The organism is Thermovibrio guaymasensis (assembly GCF_003633715.1).
GTDB lineage: Bacteria > Aquificota > Aquificia > Desulfurobacteriales > Desulfurobacteriaceae > Thermovibrio > Thermovibrio guaymasensis.
On record NZ_RBIE01000001.1, the window covers coordinates 165,359 to 185,290 of the forward strand.

At 43.1% G+C, this 19,932-nt stretch carries 23 protein-coding genes; 11 read left to right on the plus strand and 12 right to left on the minus strand.

Features of this window, described 5'->3' with window-relative positions; all coding sequences use genetic code 11:
* Positions 1–22: 22 nt before the first annotated feature.
* Genes fmt through C7457_RS00985 form a run of 5 tightly spaced genes read right to left on the minus strand, consistent with a single transcriptional unit; the run spans position 23 to position 3,795 of the window.
* Complete coding sequence (gene fmt, locus C7457_RS00965; protein WP_121169558.1) at positions 23–955, minus strand: methionyl-tRNA formyltransferase; 933 nt, start codon at positions 953–955, stop codon at positions 23–25.
* A complete protein-coding gene (locus tag C7457_RS00970) occupies positions 948–1,556 on the minus strand; it encodes an L-threonylcarbamoyladenylate synthase (protein ID WP_121170643.1) in 609 nt (202 codons plus the stop codon). The genes fmt and C7457_RS00970 overlap by 8 nt, the downstream gene beginning before the upstream one ends.
* On the minus strand, positions 1,543–2,442 hold the full coding sequence (locus C7457_RS00975; RefSeq protein ID WP_121169559.1) for a damage-control phosphatase ARMT1 family protein: 900 nt from the start codon (positions 2,440–2,442) through the stop codon (positions 1,543–1,545). The genes C7457_RS00970 and C7457_RS00975 overlap by 14 nt, the downstream gene beginning before the upstream one ends.
* Before the next feature lie 2 nt (positions 2,443–2,444).
* Positions 2,445–2,912, minus strand: a complete 468-nt coding sequence (purE, locus tag C7457_RS00980; RefSeq protein ID WP_121169560.1) for a 5-(carboxyamino)imidazole ribonucleotide mutase — start codon at positions 2,910–2,912, stop codon at positions 2,445–2,447.
* Positions 2,881–3,795, minus strand: a complete 915-nt coding sequence (locus tag C7457_RS00985) for a fibronectin type III domain-containing protein (protein WP_121169561.1) — start codon at positions 3,793–3,795, stop codon at positions 2,881–2,883. The genes purE and C7457_RS00985 overlap by 32 nt, the downstream gene beginning before the upstream one ends.
* 71 nt (positions 3,796–3,866) lie before the next feature.
* Here C7457_RS00985 and efp point away from each other — a divergent pair, with 71 nt between their 5' ends.
* The 9 genes from efp to C7457_RS01030 all read left to right on the plus strand — a co-directional run bounded on the left by efp (position 3,867) and on the right by C7457_RS01030 (position 11,676).
* Entirely contained in the window at positions 3,867–4,439 is a 573-nt protein-coding gene (efp, locus tag C7457_RS00990; RefSeq protein ID WP_121169562.1) for an elongation factor P, read from the plus strand.
* 9 nt (positions 4,440–4,448) lie between these two features.
* A complete protein-coding gene (gene accB, locus C7457_RS00995; protein ID WP_121169564.1) occupies positions 4,449–4,877 on the plus strand; it encodes an acetyl-CoA carboxylase biotin carboxyl carrier protein in 429 nt (142 codons plus the stop codon).
* Positions 4,878–4,880: 3 nt separating this feature from the next.
* Positions 4,881–6,224 (plus strand): acetyl-CoA carboxylase biotin carboxylase subunit, encoded by a 1,344-nt coding sequence (gene accC, locus C7457_RS01000; RefSeq protein WP_121169565.1) that lies wholly within the window; start codon positions 4,881–4,883, stop codon positions 6,222–6,224.
* Positions 6,225–6,258: 34 nt separating this feature from the next.
* Complete coding sequence (locus tag C7457_RS01005; protein ID WP_121169567.1) at positions 6,259–6,762, plus strand: RNA chaperone Hfq; 504 nt, start codon at positions 6,259–6,261, stop codon at positions 6,760–6,762.
* A gap of 8 nt (positions 6,763–6,770) precedes the next feature.
* The gene (locus tag C7457_RS01010; RefSeq protein ID WP_121169568.1) at positions 6,771–7,265 is read left to right on the plus strand and encodes an RNA chaperone Hfq; all 495 of its coding nucleotides are present in this window, start codon (positions 6,771–6,773) and stop codon (positions 7,263–7,265) included.
* A 112-nt stretch (positions 7,266–7,377) separates the two neighbouring features.
* Complete coding sequence (locus C7457_RS01015; protein ID WP_121169570.1) at positions 7,378–9,477, plus strand: ATP-dependent helicase; 2,100 nt, start codon at positions 7,378–7,380, stop codon at positions 9,475–9,477.
* 9 nt (positions 9,478–9,486) lie between these two features.
* Positions 9,487–10,638 (plus strand): pyridoxal-phosphate-dependent aminotransferase family protein, encoded by a 1,152-nt coding sequence (locus C7457_RS01020; RefSeq protein ID WP_121169571.1) that lies wholly within the window; start codon positions 9,487–9,489, stop codon positions 10,636–10,638.
* A gap of 32 nt (positions 10,639–10,670) precedes the next feature.
* Positions 10,671–11,090: an FKBP-type peptidyl-prolyl cis-trans isomerase gene (locus C7457_RS01025; RefSeq protein WP_121169573.1), complete on the plus strand. Its 420-nt coding sequence runs from the start codon at positions 10,671–10,673 to the stop codon at positions 11,088–11,090.
* Between the two features lies 1 nt (position 11,091).
* On the plus strand, positions 11,092–11,676 hold the full coding sequence (locus C7457_RS01030) for a flavin reductase family protein (protein WP_121169575.1): 585 nt from the start codon (positions 11,092–11,094) through the stop codon (positions 11,674–11,676).
* A gap of 103 nt (positions 11,677–11,779) precedes the next feature.
* Here the strand turns inward: C7457_RS01030 and C7457_RS01035 are convergent, their stop codons facing one another.
* On the minus strand, positions 11,780–13,264 hold the full coding sequence (locus C7457_RS01035) for a menaquinone biosynthesis decarboxylase (protein WP_121169576.1): 1,485 nt from the start codon (positions 13,262–13,264) through the stop codon (positions 11,780–11,782).
* A gap of 52 nt (positions 13,265–13,316) precedes the next feature.
* Between C7457_RS01035 and C7457_RS01040 the strand changes: the two genes are divergently transcribed.
* Positions 13,317–14,096 (plus strand): Nif3-like dinuclear metal center hexameric protein, encoded by a 780-nt coding sequence (locus C7457_RS01040; RefSeq protein WP_121169578.1) that lies wholly within the window; start codon positions 13,317–13,319, stop codon positions 14,094–14,096.
* Positions 14,086–14,802 (plus strand): zinc ribbon domain-containing protein, encoded by a 717-nt coding sequence (locus tag C7457_RS01045; RefSeq protein WP_121169579.1) that lies wholly within the window; start codon positions 14,086–14,088, stop codon positions 14,800–14,802. Before C7457_RS01040 ends, C7457_RS01045 begins: the two co-directional genes overlap by 11 nt.
* A gap of 565 nt (positions 14,803–15,367) precedes the next feature.
* On the opposite strand, the gene C7457_RS09005 is transcribed toward C7457_RS01045, so the two are convergent.
* The 6 genes from C7457_RS09005 to C7457_RS01080 all read right to left on the minus strand — a co-directional run bounded on the left by C7457_RS09005 (position 15,368) and on the right by C7457_RS01080 (position 19,902).
* On the minus strand, positions 15,368–15,538 hold the full coding sequence (locus C7457_RS09005; RefSeq protein ID WP_121170645.1) for a transposase: 171 nt from the start codon (positions 15,536–15,538) through the stop codon (positions 15,368–15,370).
* 408 nt (positions 15,539–15,946) lie between these two features.
* Positions 15,947–16,798 carry a PHP domain-containing protein gene (locus C7457_RS01060; protein WP_121169580.1) on the minus strand — a complete coding sequence of 284 codons (852 nt, stop codon included), beginning with the start codon at positions 16,796–16,798 and terminating at the stop codon, positions 15,947–15,949.
* Complete coding sequence (locus C7457_RS01065) at positions 16,771–17,577, minus strand: 50S ribosomal protein L11 methyltransferase (protein WP_121169582.1); 807 nt, start codon at positions 17,575–17,577, stop codon at positions 16,771–16,773. The genes C7457_RS01060 and C7457_RS01065 overlap by 28 nt, the downstream gene beginning before the upstream one ends.
* Positions 17,567–18,625 carry an alanine racemase gene (gene alr, locus C7457_RS01070; RefSeq protein WP_121169583.1) on the minus strand — a complete coding sequence of 353 codons (1,059 nt, stop codon included), beginning with the start codon at positions 18,623–18,625 and terminating at the stop codon, positions 17,567–17,569. Before alr ends, C7457_RS01065 begins: the two co-directional genes overlap by 11 nt.
* Complete coding sequence (locus C7457_RS01075; protein ID WP_121169584.1) at positions 18,609–19,055, minus strand: NfeD family protein; 447 nt, start codon at positions 19,053–19,055, stop codon at positions 18,609–18,611. The genes alr and C7457_RS01075 overlap by 17 nt, the downstream gene beginning before the upstream one ends.
* Positions 19,045–19,902 (minus strand): SPFH domain-containing protein, encoded by an 858-nt coding sequence (locus C7457_RS01080; RefSeq protein ID WP_121169586.1) that lies wholly within the window; start codon positions 19,900–19,902, stop codon positions 19,045–19,047. Before C7457_RS01080 ends, C7457_RS01075 begins: the two co-directional genes overlap by 11 nt.
* Positions 19,903–19,932 lie beyond the last annotated feature (30 nt).

A 19,932-nucleotide genomic window follows, 5' to 3' on the forward strand; every position in this document is an offset into this window, starting at 1 on the left:
TGCAACTTTAAATATAAAGCTATTACTGAAAAATATCTCCTGATTTAACCCTGTAGCCCCTTATAAATTCCTCTCCGCTGATCTCCTTTCTTCCTTCTGGTTTTATCCTTAAAATCTCCAGAGCTCCCTTTCCCGTTGCAACTACGAGCCTCCTTTTGGCCTCAATTACCTCTCCAGGCCTTCCCTCTCCTTCAACAGGTAGAACTTTTGAGAGCTTTACCATTTTCCCTTTGTAGTGACTGAAGGCTCCTGGCCACGGAGTAAAGGCCCTTACCATGTTGAATATCTCCTCAGCCGGCTTTCCCCAGTCAATTTTCCCCATCTCCTTTGTTATCTTAGGGCAGTAGGTTGCCTTTGAGTTGTCCTGAGGGACCGGTTTAACTTCTCCACTTATGAACTTCGGTATTGTTTCAACAAGGAGCTCTGCTCCGAGCCTTGAGAGTTTATCGTGGAGGGTTTGGGCGTTATCTTCCTCTGTAATTTCAACTTTCCTCTGTGAGATTACGTCTCCGGCGTCAAGCTCTGGAATAACCTTCATTATCGTTACGCCTGTCTCCTTCTCGCCATTTAAGAGGGCTGCCTGAATAGGAGATGCTCCCCTATACTTTGGAAGGAGTGAAGCGTGGACGTTAATTACTCCGTACTTTGGAACTTCTAAAAGCCACTTTGGAAGTATCTTCCCATAGGCTGCAACGACTATTAAGTCTGGAGAAATTTCCTTTAGGAGCTCCATAAGCTCCCTGTTATCCTTAATTTTTTCAGGTTGGTAGACCTTTAGTCCTAACTTCTCAGCTTCAACTTTAACCGGCGGGGGTTTTAACTTCTTTCCCCTTCCTGCAGGTTTATCCGGCTGAGTTACAACTAAAGGTACTTCGTACCCAGCTTCTTTTAGGGCTTTAAGTGAAGGAACCGCAAAGTCCGGAGTTCCCATAAAGACAACTTTTAGGTTATCCATTAAGTACCTCCAGGAGTTTTTCCTTGGGGAAACTTCCCTCTCTTAAGACTTTTAGCTCTTTTCCGACTAGTGAAACTAGGGTTGACGGCTTCCCTGAAGCCTTCCCCTCTACACAGAGGGGTATCCGACCTTCAAAGTAAATTCTGCACTCTTTACAGTTCTCGGCAGGTTCCTTCCCGGAAGGGTTTGCACTTGGGGCAAAGAGGGGAGTTGAGAGCTCTATAACCTTTAACAGGAAGTCGTCTTTTGGAATCCTTATTCCGAGGTTGTCCCTTTTAAACACCTTCCTAAAGGGGGAGTCCTCCTTGAGGGGAAGGATAACCGTTAAAGGTGCAGGGTATACTCTTTCCAGTTTCTCCCTTAAATTATCATCAATTAAAACTCCAAGCTCCTGAGCCTGGTTTAGATCCTTAAAGAGGACGATTAAGGGTTTTTCCCTCTCCCTTCCCTTTATACTGTAGACTTTCTCAACTGCTTTTTCGTTTGTAGCGCTCCCGAGAAGTCCGTAAAGTGTGTCCGTTGGGCAACAGACTATTTCCCCTTCCATTATCAGCCGGGAAACGACGGGAGCGTTTTCAAGGCTCTTCTTAACTACCTTCATTCCCTTCCTTAAGGTCAAGGAGGTGTTTGTTGTATAGGAATATGAGCTCTCCCCTTTTACACCTTAGCTCCTTTGCCACCGGATCACACTTTGCCTTTAGGATGAAGAAGATGTCCTTGTCGTAGATCCCATCTAAGGTTTCAAAGTTGGCCTGACCTTTAGAGATAATAAAGTAGGCTTTCTTCCAGTGTTCTTTGAACTTCTCCGGAGCCCTTTCAAGGTCAATTCCTATGACGTCGCTTCCGCTGTCAATAACCTCATCAACCAGCTCTGCAATCTTTGTCTTTATAGCGTCCTCAACGGTTGCATCGTTTAGGACCGGAGCTCCCCTAACTGCTAGAACGACCTTTAATCCCTTCTCTTTAAGTTCCCTAACTAGGAACTTATCAAATACTATCTCTCCAGCGTTATCCGCAAGGTAGAGGACGGTTTTTCCGGGAACTAAGAACCTTTCAAATATTGCCTCATCGTAGTAGGCAAAGGGAGTTTTAAAGAAGTTCTTTATCTCCTCTTCAAGGTCAAATAGGGTTGGAACTCCAAAGTCTATAACGTTTCCAAGTGCAGCGAGCCTTACTGCAACTTCAACTCTGTTCTTTATCTTTAAGTAGTACTCCTCGTAGAGGATAGGTTCAAGTTTTAAGGCTAAAGAGTTGTACTTCTCCTTTAGGGCTTTAAAAGGGTCTTCTATTTTCGTCTTTTCCTTAAATATCCTGTGGATAAAAGTTGCATTGTAGCCCGGTGACTTTTCCGGCTGAAGGTTCTTGTAGAGGAACTTTGCAACTTCCCTTTCTACCTCTATTGTCTTACTCTCTTCAAGGCCGCAAGCCTTTGAAGTTTTAACTATTTGGTTTAAAAAACACGGAAGGCACTCAGGGTAAACTTTCATATCTATCCCTCTAAGACTCTTTTCTTCATCTCTTCTCTGTAGGCCTTTAGCTTCTCTTTGAGCTCTGGGTACTTAATGGCCATTATCTCTACTGCTAAGACTGCTGCGTTCTTTGCTCCTGCCTTCCCTATAGTTACCGTGGCTACAGGAATTCCTCCTGGCATCTGAACTATTGATAGGAGGGAATCAATTCCCTTTAAAGGTGATGCATCAAGGGGAACTCCAATTACCGGTAGAACCGTCTTTGCAGCAATTACTCCCCCAAGGTGGGCTGCGTAACCTGCAGCGGCAATTATTACGTCGTACTCCTCCTCCGCCCTCTCGCAGAAGGCTATAACCTCATCAATTGTCCTGTGGGCTGAGAGGACCTTAACGTCGTAAGGAACTCCAAACTCCTCAAGTGTCTTTGTGCAGGCTTCCATTACCGGCAGGTCTGACTTACTTCCCATTACTACCGCTACCTTCTTCATCAATTACCTCCGGCTTAACTGGTCTTGATAAATTTCCGGCTTTGTCAACTGCAAAGAGTTCTACCTCTTTTGGGCACTCTGTAAGTGTAAAGTATATTCCAGACGTTTTGAATTTTCTTTTATCTGTTTCTATCAAGTAGGCTACCGTGTCTTTAGAAGGTGAAGGTTCCCAGACTAAGAGGCACTTTTCTCCCTTTATTAATAGGGGATTTCCAGGCGGTTCTGGAGGAAGGGTATCCTTTGGAGTTAGTGTAATAGGTTCTGCAAACCTTCCCTTTAATTTTCCTTTGGAGAACCTGAGTAGGTAAGTATAGCTTTTACCGTTTTCTACTTCTTTATCTATGAACTCTGTAGATCCTTCATCTAAAATCCTGTAAGGTTTTACGTATGGCTCCTTTTGGTTTTTAAAGACTTCAACCTTAAAATTTTTGTGGGGAGCTATTTCTATTTTAATTAATCCGTCTCCTTCTAGAGTTTTTATGACTCTCGGCACTTCTTCTATAGGCTCCCTTCCAACTATGCAGAGGGGCTCGCTTTTTTTACTTTTGTTTTTCCCGTAGACTGCTACGATGGAATAGCACCTTTTCTCTTTAGGTTCTATCGGTTTATCCTTAAAGTAGTTCTCTTCCGTTTCTACTTCCCTTTTTCCAAAGTCTATAATTACTCTGTACTTAATTTTTTCGGTTTGAGGGATTTTCCTTCTGTCTTCAAAGGTTTCTACCCTTTCCCACCAGATTAGGGGAGATTTAAATTCCTGAACTGGAGGGTGCACTTCTGGAACGGAAGGGTTATAGGTGAGAGGAGGTTTGGGAGCTCCCCTATGGCCGCACATGGTAAATGAAGTCAACAGGGGAAAGAGTGATAGGATTATGAGCTTTTTCAAAATATAAAAACCTCCTAAAATTTGTTGCTATAATTTTCTCAAAATTCAAACTTCTTAAAGGAGGTTCCGTCGTGCCTTCAATAGATGTAAACCAGATTGCAAAGGGAATGAAGCTTGAAATTGAAGGAGCTCCATACGAAATAATTGATTATCAACACGTTAAACCTGGTAAAGGTCAGGCTTTCGCTAGGATAAAGCTTAAAAACTTAAAAACCGGTAACGTTGTTGAGAAGACGTACAAAGTCGGTGAAAAACTTGAACTTGCCGATTTTGAAGAGAGGGAAATGGAGTACATCTACAACGATGGTCAGTTTTACTACTTTATGGACTCCAAAACCTACGAGCAGGTAGGGGTTCCGGCTGCTTCTCTAGGCGATAAAGCAAAGTTCCTTAAAGAGAACACAACAGTGATGGTTCAGTTTTACAAAGGAGAAGCTATCTCCGTTAAACTTCCAAAGAGTATAGTCCTTCAGGTTGTTGATACAGAGCCGGGCTTTAAGGGAGACACTGTAAGTAACGTTACAAAACCGGCAACCCTTGAGACTGGGGCTGTAATTCAAGTTCCTATGTTCATTAACCCCGGTGATATGGTTAGGGTTAATCCCGAGACAGGAGAGTACATAGAGAGGGTTAACGTTAAGTAGGAGGGTATTTTGATTGAGAAAATAAAAGAGCTCCTTAAAAGCCTTGAAAATACTTCTTTGGAAGAGATAGAGCTTGAAGCTGAGGGCTTTAAGTTAAAAGCTAAGTTTAAAAGGGAAGGTTTTTCGGTTTCTCCTTCCCAGATTCCTCCTTCCCAACCTTCAACTTCTGAGGAGGAAGTTAAAGAGCCTGAGGAAGAGTATTTCGTTGTTGAGTCTCCCATGGTGGGTACTTTCTATAGAGCTCCTGCTCCCGGAGCTGAGCCTTTCGTTAAAGAGGGAGATTACGTTGAGAAGGGACAGACTCTTTGCATAATTGAGGCCCTGAAGGTTATGAACGAGATTGAGTCTGAAGTTTCCGGAGTTGTTAAGAAAATCCTGGTTGAAAACGGTCAGCCTGTAGAGTACGGCCAGCCCCTTTTCTACATTGAACCGAGGTAGTGGATGTTTAAGAAAGTTCTCATAGCAAACAGGGGAGAAATAGCTGTAAGGATAATAAGAACATGCAGAGAGCTTGGAATAAAGACAGTTGCCGTTTACTCCAAGGCAGATAAAGACTCTCTTCACGTCTACCTTGCAGATGAGGCAATTTGCATAGGCGGTCCTCTACCTCAGGAGAGTTACTTAAACATTCCTGCAATAATTGCTGCTGCGGAGCTAACGGGTGCAGATGCGATTCACCCCGGTTACGGTTTCCTATCTGAAAATCCAGGGTTTGCAGAAATCTGCAGTGCCTGCGGTATAAAGTTCATTGGCCCTTCACCTGAAACTATGGTATTGATGGGAGATAAGGCTAAAGCAAGGGACGTTGCCCTTAAGGCTGGAATTCCGGTAGTTCCGGGAAGCGGAATAGTAAAGAACGTTCAGGAGGGACTTGCCTTCCTTAAAGAGATAGGCTTTCCGGCTCTAGTTAAAGCTGCCCACGGTGGCGGGGGCAGGGGAATGAGGTTGATAGAGGGGGAAGAGGAGGCTGAGAACCTCATAGTTACTGCTATGGCTGAAGCTGAAGCGGCCTTTGGAAGTGGGGAGGTCTATATTGAGAAGTACATTGAAGAGCCTAGACATATTGAGGTTCAGATTATTGCAGATTCCTACGGAAATGTAGTAACATTTGGAGAGCGTGAGTGCTCCCTTCAAAGGAGACATCAGAAGGTTTTAGAGGAGTCGCCTTCTCCCTTTGTTAGTGAAAGTTTAAGGCAGGAGCTCTCTAAAGCTGCAGTTAAACTTGCCGAGTATATAAACTATGAAGGGGCAGGAACGGTAGAGTTTCTCGTTGATAAGAACGGAAATTTCTACTTCATTGAGATGAACACTAGAATTCAAGTAGAACATCCAGTTACAGAAATGGTTTCTGGAAAAGACTTAATTGCTCTTCAAATTTCTGCTGCAGCAGGGGAGAAACTTGATTTAAATCAAGTTAATTTGAACGGCCATGCAATAGAATTTAGAATAAACTGTGAGGACTACGAAAAAGAATTTAGGCCTACTCCAGGTAAGATTGAAAAACTCCTAATCCCTGGAGGTTTCGGAGTTAGGGTAGATACTTACGTTTATGAAGGATACTCAGTTCCCATTTACTACGACTCCCTTTTGGGAAAACTGATAGTTTGGGGAGAAACTAGGGAAGAGGCCATAAAGAGGGGAAGGAGGGCCCTATCGGAGTTTGTTATAGGTGGAAACTTAAAGACAATTATTCCCCTTCACCAGAAAATTTTGGAGAGTGAACCTTTCTTAAAAGGGACTTATAACACTAAAACTTTAGAGCGGGAAATTCTTAAGTCTTCTTAAAGTATGTTTTTAACCGGTTATCGGAGGAAATAGTATGGCTCAGACAAAATCGGATAAGGTTAAAACCTGGTTAAAGGAGTATATCTCTGAGTTTGGAGAATATAGTGGAACTATAGAGGAGCTCTCTCAACTAGCAGGGGCCTCTCCCTACCTTATAAAGAAGGTACTCGGCGAGCTTGAGGAGGAAGGTTTCCTTAAGTCTGAAACTAGAAGAGGCAAGGGATTACTCATAACTCTTGCCCAAAGACAGGAACAGGAGGAGAAGGAAGAAGTAGAGGAGTCTCCAAAGGAGGAGCCGGTGAGCGAGGAGAAAGTTGAGGAGAAAAAGAGTGAGAAGAAGGAAAAGGAAAAGAAGAAGTCCCTTCAGGATCAGGTACTCTCTTCCCTCCTTGGAAAACCGGTTACAGTTTTCCTCATAAGCGGAACAAGGCTTGAAGGAGTTCTCCTTGATTACGATAACTTTACCCTTGCGATGACGGCTCCTAAAGGTAAGTCTCTCGTTTATAAACACGCTATTGCAACAATTCTCTTTGAGTAGGTTTTGAAATGAAAAGGTATAAGACCTTAGAGGAAGCACAAATAGAACTGATAGAGCTCCTTGAGGAAAAGGGAGAGTTTCGGGGAACCCTGGATGAACTTGCTGAAGTTCTATCCGTTCGCCCTGAGAACGTAAGGCCTCTCCTTCAGCTTTTAAAGTCTTCTGGGGATATAATTTACGAGGAAGTAGATGATGAGCTTATAGTTAGACCGGCAATGATGATTCCTGCACTTCCTCCCCTCCTTACCCCTTCCCAGCAGAAGGAAGTAGAAGAGAAGTTAAAGGAAGGCTACAAGGTGGTTGCCTGTTCAACTATGGGGGGAGTTCAAAGTAGGGAACTCAGGAGCATGTTAGGTAAAAGGATTATTGTTTACTTTAGGAACGGAAGTAAGGTTGAAGCTAAGCTTAAAGGCTTTGATAGGTTCTGTTTGAAGTTAAAGAACTACATGGGGAACATACTAGCCTATAAGCATGCCATATCAACTATAGTTTATAAGCCTTAGACAAGAGCCTTACTTCCTTAGAAAAACTTCCCTTAAGTTCACTCTTTTAAGCCTTTTCTCTGTTCCATTTTCAGCGTGAGTATAATTCTCTCCCTAATCTTAGGAGGAAAAGGTGGAAAAACTCCTGAAAGATTTAAATCCGCAGCAGAAGGAGGCGGTTTTATACTTTGATTCTCCCCTCCTCATCCTTGCCGGTGCCGGTTCCGGAAAGACGAGAGTTATTACTTATAAGATTGCCTATATGGTTAAGGTATTGAACTTTAGGCCTGAGAGGATACTTGCCATTACTTTTACGAACAAGGCAGCTAAGGAGATGAAGGAGAGGGTTGAAGCCTTACTAGGCTCCTCAGCTCCCGTTTTTGTTTCAACTTTTCACTCCTTTTGTGTAAGGATTTTAAGGAGTTACGGAGAAGAGGTAGGGATAGACAGGAACTTTATAATAGTTGATACTGATGACAAAAAGAGGGTTTTGAAAGAGGTAATTAAGGATTTAAACCTTGACAGTGAACTCTACTTTCCAAATACCGTTTCTTCTCTGATTAGTAACGTAAAGAATGGCCTTTACTCAGCTGAATCTATGATTTCTCACTATCCTAAACTCTCTGAGATTTACAACCTTTACAACGAAAGGTTGAATAAGTTAAGTGCCCTTGACTTTGATGACCTTCTCTTAAAGGGAAAGGAGCTCCTTGCCGTTTCCAAAGTAAAGGAGAGGCTTTCAGACTATTTCCAGTACGTTTTAATAGACGAGTATCAGGATACAAACAAGGTTCAGTATGAAATAGCTAAAGCTTTAACTTACGAAAAGGGTAACATCTGTGCTGTAGGTGATGAAGACCAGTGTATCTACACCTGGAGGGGAGCCAACATAGATAACATACTCTCCTTTGAGAAGGACTTTAAAAGTGCAAAGGTCATAAAGCTTGAGAAGAACTATAGGTGCACAAAGACAATTTTGGAGGCTGCAAATTCGGTAATTTCAAACAATAGACTCAGGAAAGGGAAAGAGCTCTACACCGATAACCCTGAAGGTGAAATGATTCGCCTTTATAGAGGGGAGAACGAGGTAGATGAGGCCATCTTTATAGCCCAAACGATAAAACTTCTCCTTAAAAAAGGAGTTTCTCCAAAGGATATTGCAGTTTTTTATCGGACTAACTCCCTTTCAAGGGTTATAGAGGATGTTTTAAGGAAGGAGGGAATAGCCTATCAGATTGTAGGGGGGCTAAAGTTCTACGAAAGGAAGGAAGTCAAAGATGTTTTGGCTTACCTGAGGCTTTTAATCTTTGATAGGGACGAAATATCCTTGATGAGGATTTTAAACGTTCCAAAGAGAGGGCTGGGAGCCAAAACTCAGGAGCTCTTAAAAGGGCTCCTTGATAGAGGGCTGGGAACCCTTGAGGCTTTAAGGGAGCTCCAGGAACTTTTAAAGCAGGAGAAGCAAAAGAAGGCTGTGAAGGAACTCCTTGAGAACCTTGAGTTTTTGAGGGAAAAGCTTGAGGAACTTCCTTCCTACGACTTTCTATCACTTCTCGTTAAAAGTGTGGGCTATGAGGAGTTCCTGAGGAACGAATTTCCGGAAGACTGGGAGAGTAGGCTGGAGAACGTTAGGGAACTTGGAAACACGCTTCAGGAACTCTTAGAGAAGGATGGTTTAAAGGGAAGGGAGCTCTACACAGAGTTTCTATCAACGGTTGCCCTATCAAGTGATCAGGACTCTATGAAAGAGGAGGAAAAAGTAGTCCTTATGACAGTTCACGCCTCAAAGGGGCTTGAGTTTCCGGTTGTCTTTGTTGCTGGCCTGGAGGAGGGAATCTTTCCCCACGCCCGTTCAACGGATACCAGCAGTGAGGTTGAGGAAGAGAGAAGGCTCTTTTACGTTGCAGTTACTAGAGCGAAGAGACTTTTAACCCTCTCTTACGCAAGAGAGAGGAGACTCTTTGGTTCAAGGCGCCTTTCTCGGCCTTCCCGCTTCATATCCGAAATCCCTTCCCACTTGATTAAAGAGGTTAAGAAGAGAACAAGACTTCAAAGTGAAAAAGGGACTCAACCTCAAACCCTTGAACCTAAGGAGAAAAGACCTAGGCTGGTTTACCACCAGAAGTTCGGTAAGGGTGTAGTAAAGAGAGTTGAAGGAGATAAAATTACCGCGTTCTTTGCAAATTACGGCCAGAAAACGATTTTGAGGAAGTTTTTAAAAATCCTTTCTTAGGAGGAAGCGTTGAAGCCGATAAAGAAGAGGTTGTTAACTCCGGGGCCGACGATGGTTCCAGAAAGGGTTCTTGAAGCCCTCTCAAGGCCTACACTTTACCATCGCTCTCCAGAATTTAAGGAGGTTTTCCTTGAGACGAGGCAACTGCTAAAGAGAGTTTTAAGAACAGAAGGGGAAGTTCTAATCCTTACCAGCTCCGGAACTGGAGCAATGGAAGCTGCAGTTTCAAACCTCTTTAATCCCGGAGATAGCGCTGTTGTTATAGTTGGGGGGAAGTTTGGCCAGAGGTGGCAGGAGCTCTGCCAAACTTACGGAGTAAATCCCGTTGTAGTTGAAGTTGAGTGGGGTAAATCAGTTAAAGTTGAGGAAGTTAAGAGGGCTATTGAGGAGAACCCGGGCGTTAAAGGAGTTTTAGTTCAGATTTGTGAAACTTCAACGGGAACAGTCCACGACGTTAGGGCTATAGGGGAGCTTCTTAAAGGTTACGATGACGTTCTCTTGATTGCAGATGGAATTACTGCTTATGGCGTTTACGATATCCCTACAGATCAGTGGGGGATTGACGTTGCGATAACCGGTTCACAGAAGGCCTTGATGACCCCACCCGGTCTTGCCGTTATATCCTTAAACGGAAAAGCTCAGGAGAGGTTGGAGAAGGTAAGGGATAGGTCCTACTACTTTAACCTCCGTAAAGAGATAAAACAGCAAAGGAAAGGTCAAACTGCATACACAACGGCTACAAACCTTGTTGTGGCCCTTAACGAAGCCTTAAAGATGATTGATGAAGAAGGTCTTGAGAACGTTGCCAAAAGGCACCAAATCTTGGCCGAGGCAACTAGGGAAGGGGTGAAGGCCCTCGGGCTTGAGTTACTATCTGAGAACCCCGCAAATGGAGTTACGGCAGTAAAGGTTCCTGCTGGAATGGATGGTCAGGAGATTGTTAGGGTTGCAAGGGAAGAGTTTGGCATAACTATAGCAGGAGGACAGGAACACCTAAAGGGGAAGATTTTCAGGCTTTCCCATATGGGATACGTTGACATGTTTGACGTCTTGACAGGTCTTGAAGTTACAGAGTTTGCCCTTAAGAAGCTTGGATACACCTCTTTTGACTTCGGTTCCTCTGTAAGGGCAGCGATGGAACTTTTCTCAAAAAAAGGGTAAGATGGGGCTAAATAATTTTTAAGGAGTTTTCTATGGAAAAGTACCGCTACACAGTTGAGTACACCCTCACAGACCCTTCCGGAAACGTTATTGACTCTACCCAAGGAAGGGAACCCTTTACTTTCACAACAGGTCAAAGCGAAGTGATTCCCGGCTTTGAAAGGGAAGTTGCAGAGATGGAAGAAGGTCAGGAAAAGACCTTTACCCTTCAACCTTCTGAAGCTTACGGTGAGAGAAGGGAAGAACTGGTAGAAAAGGTTCCAAGACAGGCCCTTCAAGGGTTAGAACTCTATGAAGGACAAGTTCTTCAAGGAACAACTCCAGATGGCAGGGCATTTCTGGTAAGGGTTGTCTCTTTTAACGAAAGTGAAGTTGTCCTTGACCACAACCATCCCCTTGCGGGAGTTCCTCTTACTTTCAAGGTGAAGGTTTTAAGGAAAGAGGAGGTTTAAGTTGAAGTCTGCGAGGGCTTTTGAGCTCCCCCAGCAGACCTTAAGTAAACTTATCTTTAACCTTGTTGTCCCAAGGCCTATTGCCTGGATTTCCACGGTTTCAATAGAGGGGGCCGTTAACTTGGCTCCCTTTTCCTTTTACAACGCAATAACAACAAAGCCGCCCCTTTTAATGGTCTCTATAGGGAAAAGGAAGGACGGCAGTTTAAAGGATACTTCAAAGAACATAAAGGAAACTGGAGAGTTTGTTGTTAACGTTGTAACTAGGAATCTCCTTGAGAAAATGCACCTTACCGGTAGAGACTATCCTCCTCAAGCTAATGAGGCAGAGGAGCTTCAAGTTGAACTTGAACCTTCCATTTGCGTTAAACCTCCCAGAGTAAAGGAATCTCCGGCCTCTTTAGAGTGTGTGGTTAAGGAGATTGTTCCTCTAGGTTCAACCCCTATGGACGTTGTGATTGGGGAAGTTGTTGCCTTGAAGTGGAAAGAGGAGCTCTTAGATACTTCTAAAGGAGTTGTTGGGAGGCTGGGAGGAAAGCGTTACTGCTGTGTTGCTGAGGAGATTGACCTATCCCACTTAAAGTAGATAAAGAGGGGCGGGCAATCGCCCGCCTTTTTAGAATAAGAGCAATATTATTGTTATTAACCAGTTATAGATTAATATAACTTGCAACTCCTCTTGTCAACCTTTAATATCCCCAGCTCCAAGGGTTAGGTTTCTTTATAGGACTTGGCAGTCCAAGCTCATCCCAAATTTGATCAACTTTCCTCTTGATTCTTTCGTCCATTTCAATATCTGGTGGCCAGTCCCTAGTGAACCCTTCGCTCTTCCACTTTCTAGTTGCGTCAACTCCCATCTTACTTCCGTAGAAGGGAAGTGGAGACGTGTGGTCAAGGGCATCAACAGGTCCTTCGCTGAAGATAATGTCCCTCTTTGGATCAACGTTGTTTCCCCACCTCCAAATAACCTCTCCAATGTCGTGAACGTTTGTATCCTTATCAAAGATAACTATGTTCTTAGTAAAACTCATCTGTCCCATTCCCCAGAGGGCTGAAATGACCTTCCTTGCGTGTCCTGGATACCTTTTGTCAATGGAGATAAAAGCAAAGTTGTGAAAAACCCCTTCAATAGGAAGGTTCATATCAACGATTTCTGGAAGTTGAGTTTTTAAAAGGGGAAGGAAAATCCTCTCTGTAGCCTTTCCTATGTAGCAGTCTTCCATTGGAGGTTTTCCAACTATTGTTGCTGGGTATATGGGGTTTTTCCTCCTCGTTATACATGTAACGTGGAAGACGGGGTAGAAGTCAGGTAGTGAATAGTAGCCTGTATGGTCTCCAAAGGGGCCTTCAAACCTAAACTCTTCAGTATCAACGTAACCTTCGAGGACAATTTCTGCATTTGCGGGAACTTCAAGGTCAACGGTTTCACACTTTACCATTTCAACAGGTTTTCCCCTTAAAAAGCCTGCAAATACCATCTCATCAACGTCTTCAGGCAGGGGAGCTGTTGCCGAGTAGATAACGGCTGGGTCTGAGCCTATTGCAACTGCAACGGGGAACTTCTTTATTCCCATTTTTTTAGCTTTCCAAAAGTGCTTTGCTCCTACTTTGTGCCAGTGCCAGTGCATTCCCGTTGTATTCTTTGAGTAGACGTGAAGCCTGTACATTCCACAGTTTCGTTCTCCAGTTTCCGGGTCTTTGGTAAAGACTAGAGGCAAGGTTATAAACCTTCCTCCATCCTTAGGCCAGCAAAAGAGTATGGGGAATTTAGATAGGTCTGGTTCTTCTACTACCTCTTTACAGGGGGCTTTACTTTTTGAGATCTCTTTAGGAAAGATGTCTGCTATCTTCTTGAGTTCCACTAACTTCTTTATCTTGTCTATAAAACCTGAAGGTTTTTCAGGTTTTAGTAGTTTTGCCGCCCTATTACCGATGTTATCCGGGTCATCCTCAAGGGCCATTTTTAGCCTTTTGTAGCTTGCAAATAGGTTAATTGCGACGGGTATCTCTTTTCCATCAACGTTTTTAAATAGAAGGGCTGGACCGCCAGCTTTAACGGCTCTATCTGCTATCTCCGTTATCTCAAGATAAGAGCTAACGGGGTATTCTATTTCAACAAGCTCCCCTTCCTCTTTAAGTTTTCTAATGAAGTCCCTTAAATCTTTGTAGGCCATAGTTTCTCCCGCTGAATTTTTGTAGAATTCTACCACTTAACGGAGGAGATAGATGGTTAAGCTTAAGGAAATAAAGGATTTTTTAGAGTCTCTCGTTCCCCTTTCAGCTCAGGATACTTGGGATAACTCTGGCCTTCAGGTAGGCTGGGAAGAGGCTGAGGTTAAGACTGTGGGCTTTGCCCTTACTGTGTCAAGGTCTGTTATAGAGGAAGCTGTAAGTAAAGGAGTTGATTTAATAATTACCCATCACCCTTTAACGATTTCAGGAGTAAAATCTTTTGTGCCTGATGTTTACCCTTCTCTCCTTTATCTGGAACTTATTAAGAGAGGAATTTCAGTCTACTCCCTCCATACAAACCTTGACGTTTCTCCTTACGGTCCAACAAGGTTCATAGCCGATGAGATTGGTCTTAAAGGGGAACCTATCGTTGAGAGACCTCCTTACGGAGTTCTTGGCCTTTTAAGGGAACCTTTAACTCAGAAGGAACTTCTAGAGAAATTAGTTTCATTCTTACCCACGGACGTTTTTAGGACTGTTAACTATAAACCTACTGAAAAGGTAGAGAAAGTTGCGGTCTGTTCTGGAAGTGGTGCATCTTTTATAGACTTAGTCTACAAAAGAGTTCAGGTTTACATAACAGGGGATGTAAAGTACCACGATGCTATGAAGGCTCTTGATCTTGGACTTACTATTTTTGATATGGGACATTTTGGAACGGAGAGACTATTTTTTGTGTCGCTGAAAAAAGTCTTGCTAGAGGCTTTTCCTTCGCTTGACTATTTAATTCTTAACGAAAAATCTCCCTTTGAGGTGGTTAGAGATGTTGAATGAAAAACTTCTTAAGGTTCAAAACCTTGAAATAGAGTCTATAAGGCTCGGTACTAAGATAAATGATCTTGAGAAGGAGAAGAGAGAGCTCCTTTCTAAACTCGCTGAAGTTGAAAGGAAGATTGAATCTGCAGCGGATAAGTTAAGAGAAAAAGAGAAAGAGCTTTCAGAGCTTAAGAACTTTATTGAGTATAAGAAGCTCAGGATAGAAGAGCTTGAAAAGCAGAAGGAAAGCGCAAAGAGCAGAGAAGAGTTTAAGAAGGTCTTAAGAGCTATTGCAAAGAACGAAGACGAGGTGATAAAGGCAAAACAGAAGTTGACCATGGTAGAGGCTGAAGTAGAAGCTCTGAAGGATGCTTATAGGAAAGTTAAAGAACAGTTTTCACCTGAGATTCAGAAGTTAAAAGAGGAGATTGAGGAGATCTCTTCAGAAGTGGAAATCTTAAAGAGGAAAAAGGAAAAACTTCTAAAAGAGATTGAGGACCTTAAGTCTTCCATGGAGCCTTCTGAAATAGAAAAGTTTGAGCAGCTTAAGAGTAAATTTAACGGTCTAGTCTTTTCAGATATCTCTTCTGGTGCTTGTGAAGGGTGTGGTATGACTTACTCTCCGGCAGAATATAGGGAATTGATTAAAAACTTAACTCCGGGCAAGAGTAAGTGTCCTTACTGTGGAAGGTTTATTTACTCAAAAAAGTTGGTTAAAGCGTAGGATCTAATGTTAAAAAATTGATTGATAGTTAATTTGATATTGAATTATTGATTTTGAAAAAAAAGTGGAACACTCAAAAAGAGGTTTTCGGAACTTAAGGGGAAATTTAGGGACTTTGCAGGACAAAGAGATTTAGAAAATAATAAATTATGATGTTCCACGAAAATTCAAAATTGTGTTCTGCCTGGTTGTGTCAATAATTTTGTCTAAGCCATTAGGAGTACCTCCTGGAGAACATTTCCTGAATCTCTTCTCTGGTTTCTAAAAAACCGTTTACTACTCTACTAGATCATCTGTCATTAAGCACTGCTACCCTAAGATAAGCAAACTTCTCAATAGCATTAATCGACGGTAAAGCTCCTAGTACCTCAACCTTCTTCCTTATTTCCTTTATCGTCTTCTCTATTTCGTTGTATATATCATTCTCTAGATAGGCCCAGGATACTTGAGAAAGGTAAGGAGCTTGTAAGGCCCCTGCTCCCCAGACTTTACCTCGGATATTTTGTCTCCCATTTCTCCTTGAATTTCCTAAAACCTTTAAGAGTCTCTTCCTTAGTAAAGCTTGTTACATCTTCTTTAAGTCCTTCGCCACTCTCTTTCTGTCCTTAGCTCTTACTTTATTCAAGGTGTTCCTTATTTTATGAACAACGCACGGTAGAAAGTCAGCTTTTGGAAAGTATTCTTTTATCCTCTCTTCAAAGCTGGAGATTCTATCCGCTTGTAAGGTTCTATCAATTTGGTTCTGAACTTTCCTTTTCTGTCTCTCGAAATTTTCAGGTTTTCAGCTTTCTAAGGATGATATCAAGATCTCTGGCGTAGAAACCGTTCTTCGTTCCTCCGTGCTCTTTGATAAACACTTCTCTTTCAGCCACCATGACGGATTCCAATGTTTGTTTTACTACTTCTTTGATGAGGTCTGGTAAAATTCTTTGTAGCTAGGGATTGGGAGTATTTTGTGGTTGTTCCCTAGGAGGTTACTCTATTTTCTAGGCTTGCACAAAATATCGTACACTACTCAGAGAAAGATATTGTAGTTATTGCTAAGAAGAGTTACCCTGCAACTTTAGTAAAAGCTATGAATTTAAACGGAGCTAATGGTCTTCTCAAAGTCCTTGAATCTATGGTCTTAAAAATTGATAAGTTCTCAAGGGAGTGGGCTTACTGTTAAGGGGAAGTTTACATCCTTTCTAGTGGCGTTTAGAAAACCTAGCTTTATGCAGGGTTTGTTTTCACCGTGGAAGTCGGAACCGGCTGTGTAGTAGAGCTTTAGTTCCTGGCAGATCTGCCTTATTTCCCTTGCGTAAGGAGGGGAGTGGCGGTAGTGGAGGTATTCAAGTCCCTCCAGTCCCTCCTCCTTTGCCCTTTTAATGAAGCAGTAGAGCTCCTTTTTAGGAAGTTTTAAGGTTATAGGGTGGGCAATTACTGGAATTCCTCCGGCCTCTTTGATCAGCTTAAATACTTCCCGGTAGTCCATCTTCTCCCTTTTAACTCCCAAAGAGGAGAGGAAGTCTATTGCTTCCTCCCTATCTGTAAAGTAGCCAAGTTCAATTAACCTCTTTGCAACGTTTGGCTTTCCGAAGTTCTCACCGTACCTTTTAACCATTTCCTCATAGGTTATGGGGTAACCGAGCTCTTCAAGGCGGGCTAGGAGCTCTTTGTTCCTCTTTACCCTTGAACTTTGAAAGAATTCGGTTAGTTCCTTCATTGAAGCCGATTCGGGATTAAAGTGGTATCCAAGTATGTGAAACTGTCTCTTCCCTTCTCCGAGGAAGGACGTATCGGCAGTTACTTCAATTCCGTTGATAAAGTTAATTCCCAATTTCTTGGCTTCACTCCTTGCCTCTTGGAGGCCCTCTACCGTGTCGTGGTCGGTTAGGGAGAGGTGTTTTACCCTGTTTCTGTAGGCGAGTCTAACGAGCTCTTTAGGGGTAAGACTTCCGTCTGAGGCCGTTGAGTGGCAGTGGAGGTCTACTTTGTAAAGAGAAAGCCCTTCCATTGTCCTTCCTCAACCTCTTTAACTAGTTTTAAACCGAGTTTTTTGCATTTCCTAACAAAGTCTTCCCTCTGCTCCTTCAAAATCCCCGATAGTATTACCCTATCCTTTGCCCTTTCAACGATGTGAGGTAGTATAGGTTCAAGTAGGTGTTTTTCAATGTTTGCAGCTACAACGTCAAACGTCCCTCTTACTCTATCTGCACTTCCCCTAACAAATTCAATTCCTGAAACTCCGCTCAATGAAGAGTTTTTCACCAACTCTTCCTCTACTCCCTCCTGGATATCGCAGGCTACAACCTTTCCGGCTCCTAGCTTCTTGGCAAGTATTGAGAGAATTCCGCTTCCCGTTCCAACGTCAAGGAAAGATTCCCCTTCCTTTAGAGATTCCTCAATTAACCTCATAGATAGCTTTGTAGTCTCGTGGGTTCCTGTTCCGAATCCCCTTCCAGGGTAGATGTAAATAACTAATGAACCTTCAGGTTCTTTGAACTTACCCTTAAACCACGAAGGGGCTACCCAGATTTTCTCTGACACTTTAACCGGTTGGTAGTACTTCTTCCACTCTTCGTTCCAATCCCTCTCCGGAAGGTTAATTGAGCTCGTTGCGTACTCTTTTACGTTTTCCGGAAGATTTACTTCGCCTTTGAAGTAGGCTTTGAACTCGACTTCCTCTCCCTCTTTTACAACCTCCGTTCCAAGGGAGCCGAGGGAGAAGAGTTCTGAAAGTAGGTAGTCAAACTTCTCCTTTGGAACCTTAAAAGTGATTTCCCTATACTCCACGATAAACCCTCTCTACTCTCTGACTTATCCTGCACATAAGTTCGTAGGGTATGGTTCTACACTCTCTTGCTACCTCCTCAAAAGTTAGGCCTTTTCCAAACAGAGTTGCAACTGAACCTTTCTTAACCTCTTCTGGAACAGAGGTTATAAGCATATCCATACATACCCTGCCCCTTACGGGGCACTCTTTTCCCTCTATCAGAACTTTCCCCCTGTTTGAGAGCTCCCTAGGGTACCCATCAGCGTAACCGAAGGCTATAACTGCAATTCTCTCCCTTCCTTTCGTTGTATAAGTAGCAGAGTAGGATATAGAGTATCCCGGTGGAAGTTCCTTAACTGTTAAAACTTTTGCCTTTACTTCCATTACCTGCTCAAGTTCTGCCGGGTAGGAGGGAGTTGGCCTTGAACCGTAGAGGGCAAGTCCAACCCGGCAGTGGGTTAAAACCGAATTCAGTTTTAAGGAAAGGGCTGCACTGTTTTCAGCATGAACTACTAAGGGTTCAGGCACTAACTTCTGGAGTTCCCTTACAAAGGACTTAAACTCATCAAGCTGTTTTTCTGTGATTTCCCTTCTCTCCTCTGCACAGCAGAAGTGGGTCATTACCCCTTTAACCTTAGAACCTTTAAGCTGGGAAAGGAGCTCTCCCCACTCCTCTTTTAAAAATCCCAACCTTCCCATTCCGGTATCAACTTTAACGTGAAAAGGGACATTTAACTCTTTAACTAAGGAGAGCTCTTTAAAGTCATAAACTACCGGAATTAAACTGGGTTCCTTTAAGAAATCCTTTCCCTCTTCAACTGTAGAGGACATAACGAGGATTGGCCTTTCTATTCCGGCTAAAAGGAGCTCTGCCCCTTCCCCGTAGGTTGCAACTGCAAATCCGGATACGTTAGTTCTTGATTGAAGGAATCTTGCCACCTCTACGCTTCCGTGACCGTAGGCGTTTGCCTTTACTACTGCAAAGATTCCCTTTCCCTTTGAGAGCTTTTCAACTTCCCTGTAGTTCTTAAAGAGCCTATCAAGGTTTACTTCAGCCCACCTGAGCATTATCAACTTTCTCCACTACCAGCTTATTTCCCTTAATTCCGACTACTTTAACTCTATCTCCGTAAGAGAGTTCCTTTTCGCTGTAAGCGTTCCAGACCTCCTCTCCGGCGGCTCCAAGAGGAAAGCGAACTTCGTAAGTAAACTGATCAACCTTTCCAACGACAATTCCAGTCTGCTTTTTAAGTTCGCTGAGGACGTCCTTTAGTCCTTTAATCCTCTTAACGTACTTTAGTGATACGTAGTAGCCTGCCGACGTTAAGAGGAAGAACAGGAGTAAAGATAGGAGAAAGTTTCCAGTAAAGTAATAGGTGAGACCGGATACTATAAACCCTAGGCCTACAGGGAAGAGGTAGAGTGTGGGGGAGAACGTTTCAAAGAGAACTATTAAAATCCCTAGTAGGAAGAAGATAATTCCCAGGTTAACTTTCATTTTTCTTCCTTAGAATTTCAGTTAGAGATTCAACGGAAGGGGGAAGTAGGACGATTTTAGAGTTGGGAGAGTTTGATAACTTCTCAAGGGACTTAATGAAACTATCCCCCAGGATTAACTTCCCTGCAGTTTCCCCGTCTCCTACGGCACTCTTTACGCTATTTATTGCGTGTGCCTGTGCCTGACCGATTCTCTCAATCGCTTCTGCCTCCTGCCACTTCGCAAGCTTATAACCTTCAGCTTCTAGAACTTGAGCTCTCTTTTTACCTTCTGCCTCTGTAATCATAGCTTTCTTCTTCCTATCTGCCTCAATGAGCATGCTCATTGCTTGAACTATGTTTGCAGGAGGTTCAATCTCCTTGACTTCAACCCTGTTGATAAGAATTCCCCAGCTTGAGGCGGCTCCCTGAAGGACCTCCTTAATTTTTGCGTTTATCTTCTCCCTTGAGGAGAGAATTTCGTCAAGCTCCATTCCTCCGATTATGTCCCTTAGGTTGGTCTGGATTGTCTGAATTATGGCGTATTCAAGATTCTCAATGTTATAAACGGCGTCCTCAGGCTTTATAACTGTAAAGTAGCACACTGCGTCAATTTTAACTACGACGTTGTCTTTTGTAATCACTTCCTGTTTTGGAATGTCAAGGACTTGCTCCTTAAGGCTCACCTTTGCCCTTATTGTGTCTATGAGGGGAATTATAAGGTGGAGGCCTGCGTGGAGTGTTCTGTGGTACTTCCCTAACCTCTCAACTATCCAGGCCTGCTTCTGGGGAACGATTTTGACCGACTGAAGTATGAGTATTACTGCAACTATAAAGAGAATTAAGGTAAAAGGGAAGAAGCTTTCCATGGGGCCTCCAGATTTAATTTCCTCCAATTA

Bases quoted from the DNA above. Each gene is read 5' to 3' on its own strand.
- accC (WP_121169565.1), top strand. From the start codon at position 4,881: ATGTTTAAGAAAGTTCTCATAGCAAACAGGGGAGAAATAGCTGTAAGG.
- C7457_RS01075 (WP_121169584.1), bottom strand. From the start codon at position 19,055: ATGAAAGTTAACCTGGGAATTATCTTCTTCCTACTAGGGATTTTAATA.
- alr (WP_121169583.1), bottom strand. From the start codon at position 18,625: ATGCTCAGGTGGGCTGAAGTAAACCTTGATAGGCTCTTTAAGAACTAC.
- C7457_RS01025 (WP_121169573.1), top strand. From the start codon at position 10,671: ATGGAAAAGTACCGCTACACAGTTGAGTACACCCTCACAGACCCTTCC.
- purE (WP_121169560.1), bottom strand. From the start codon at position 2,912: ATGAAGAAGGTAGCGGTAGTAATGGGAAGTAAGTCAGACCTGCCGGTA.
- C7457_RS01045 (WP_121169579.1), top strand. From the start codon at position 14,086: ATGTTGAATGAAAAACTTCTTAAGGTTCAAAACCTTGAAATAGAGTCT.
- C7457_RS00975 (WP_121169559.1), bottom strand. From the start codon at position 2,442: ATGAAAGTTTACCCTGAGTGCCTTCCGTGTTTTTTAAACCAAATAGTT.
- C7457_RS01080 (WP_121169586.1), bottom strand. From the start codon at position 19,902: ATGGAAAGCTTCTTCCCTTTTACCTTAATTCTCTTTATAGTTGCAGTA.
- C7457_RS01060 (WP_121169580.1), bottom strand. From the start codon at position 16,798: ATGGAAGGGCTTTCTCTTTACAAAGTAGACCTCCACTGCCACTCAACG.
- C7457_RS01040 (WP_121169578.1), top strand. From the start codon at position 13,317: ATGGTTAAGCTTAAGGAAATAAAGGATTTTTTAGAGTCTCTCGTTCCC.
- C7457_RS01005 (WP_121169567.1), top strand. From the start codon at position 6,259: ATGGCTCAGACAAAATCGGATAAGGTTAAAACCTGGTTAAAGGAGTAT.
- C7457_RS01035 (WP_121169576.1), bottom strand. From the start codon at position 13,264: ATGGCCTACAAAGATTTAAGGGACTTCATTAGAAAACTTAAAGAGGAA.
- fmt (WP_121169558.1), bottom strand. From the start codon at position 955: ATGGATAACCTAAAAGTTGTCTTTATGGGAACTCCGGACTTTGCGGTT.
- C7457_RS01010 (WP_121169568.1), top strand. From the start codon at position 6,771: ATGAAAAGGTATAAGACCTTAGAGGAAGCACAAATAGAACTGATAGAG.
- C7457_RS00970 (WP_121170643.1), bottom strand. From the start codon at position 1,556: ATGAAGGTAGTTAAGAAGAGCCTTGAAAACGCTCCCGTCGTTTCCCGG.